We start from the raw sequence: 2,363 nt of genomic DNA, 5'->3' as shown, positions 1-2,363 counted from the left end.
GGCTACTACGATGCCGTCGACTTCACGCCGCAGCGCGTGCCGGAAGGCACGGACCATGTCGTCGTCCAGAATTATATGGCCCACCATTCGGGCATGTCGATCGCGGCGGTTGCCGACGCCATCTTCGAAGGTCGCATGCGCGACCGCTTCCACAGCGATCCGGTCATCGAATCGGCCGAACTCTTGCTGCAGGAGAGGGCGCCGCGCGACATCCCGACAGCGACCGTCAGGACCGAGGCCGACGAACGCTCCAAGGACGAGACCGAAGTCGACAGCCCCGACACCCGCATCGTGCTCAATCCGCTGCAGTCGCTGCGGTCGACCAACGTCATGTCGAACGGCCGCTATTCGGTGATGGTCAGCGCGACCGGCTCGGGCTACAGCCGCTGGGGCGATCTCTCCGTCACCCGCTGGCAGCCGGATCCGACCGAGGACCGGCTCGGCTCCTACATCTTCCTGCGTGACGCCGGCACCGGCGACTGGTGGTCGGCTACAGCCGAACCGAAGCGAGCCGCCGAGGAAAAGGCGCAGACCTTGTTCTCCGACGACAAGGCGAGCTTCGTCAAATCGGTGGGCACCTTGCGCTCCGAGGTCGAATGCATCGTCATCTCGGAAGGCAATGGCGAGGGCCGTCGGGTCACGCTCTACAATGACGGTCCGTCCGACCGTCACATCGAAGTGACCTCCTTTGCCGAGCTGGTGCTCGGCCTGGAGGCGTCCGACAACGCGCATCCGGCCTTCTCGAAGATGTTCGTGGAAACCGAAATCTCTGCGAACAACGCGGCGATCTTCGCCACGCGGCGCAAGCGCGAGACCAGCGAGCCCGATATCGCCATGGTGCATTTCGTCACCGATCCGTCCGGATCGGCGCGCGACGCCGAGGCCGAGACCGACAGGCGCGCCTTCATCGGCCGTGGCCGCACCATCGTCGACGCAGCCGCTTTCGACCCGGGCGCCAGGCTGGGCGGCCACTCAGGCTTTACGCTCGATCCCGTCGCCTCGCTGCGCCGCCAGGTGCGCGTGCCGGCCAACAAGAAGATATCGCTGACCTTCTGGACGGTTGTCGGCGCCGGCCGTGCCGAACTGGACGAAGCCATCGCCCGCCTCGACCATCCGGAGAGCTTTGCCCGCCAGGCCATGCTTGCCTGGACGCGCAGCCAGGTGCAGACCCGCCACATGGGCCTCAGCCTGACCGATGCCGCCAATGTGCAGAAGCTGGCGCGCTATCTGATCTATCCGGATCCGTTCCTGCGTCTTCCCGCCGAATCCATCGCCTCGGGGCTGGGCAAGCAGTCGAGCCTGTGGCCGACAAGCATTTCCGGCGATTTCCCGATCTTCCTGGTCAGGATCGGCGATGTCGCCGATCTCGAAATCGTCGCCCAGGCGCTGCGGTTCCAGGAATATATGCGCACCCGCGGCATGATGATCGACTTCGTCGTCGTCAACGAGCAGGCGTCCTCCTATGTCCAGGACCTGCAGCGGGCGGTCGAGACGCTGTGCGAAAACAGCCGTCTGCGCGGCAAGGAGCTCGGGCCGCGCCAGCACATCTTCGCGGTACGCCGCGACCTCATGGACGAGACCACCTACAAGACGCTGCTCGCCGTCGCCCGCGTCGTCCTGCACACGCGCAACGGCACCATCTTCGACCAGATCGAGCGCGCCGAGGCGGCGGCCCTGCAGGCGCGGGATGCTCTGGCAACGTTGCCGATTCCGCGTGAATTGCCGTCGCCGACACCCACGACGCATACTCCTGCCTCGCAGGCGGTGGCCAATGTCAGCGCCGATGGCAGCGGACTCAGCCAATGGAACGGCTTTGGCGGTTTCGACGGCGACGGACGGCACTATGTCGTGCGCCTGGCCGGGCGGCGCACGACGCCGCAGCCGTGGATCAACGTCGTCTCCAACGCCTCGTTCGGGTTCCACACCTCCGCCGAGGGCGCAGCCTTCACCTGGAGCCGAAACAGCCGCGACTACCAATTGACGCCGTGGTCGAATGATCCGGTCTCGAACCGCCCGGGCGAGGGCCTCTATATCTACGATCAGGCCAGCGGCAAGGCATTCTCGCCGCTCGCCGCCATGGTGCGCGATCCCTCGATGACCTACGAGGCCTGGCACGGCCAGGGTTTCTCGACCTTCCGCTCGAAGCGCGGACCGTTGTCGATGGACCTTACCCATGTCGTCGATCCGGTCGATTCCCTGAAGATCTCGCGGCTGCGCATCCAGAATTCCGGCTCGGTGCCGGCGCGGCTGCGTGTCTATGCTTATGCCGAATGGGTGCTCGGCGGGCATCGGTCGCGCACTGCGGCAACCATCGTCCCGTCGCGGGACGCGGCAACCGGTGCGCTGCTGGCACAAAACCCCTA

Annotated in this window: 1 pseudogene; it reads left to right on the top strand. The window is 65.9% G+C overall.

Features of this window, described 5'->3' with window-relative positions:
- Positions 1-2,363 (top strand): annotated as a pseudogene (locus tag EN925_RS32275) (protein ndvB); the annotation flags it as partial.

Source organism: Mesorhizobium sp. M7A.F.Ca.US.006.04.2.1 (genome assembly GCF_004022915.1).
In the GTDB taxonomy this organism is placed as follows: Bacteria; Pseudomonadota; Alphaproteobacteria; order Rhizobiales; family Rhizobiaceae; genus Mesorhizobium; species Mesorhizobium ciceri.
Note: the sequence above shows the minus strand (reverse complement) of the source record. Positions and strands in the feature narration are given on the sequence as shown.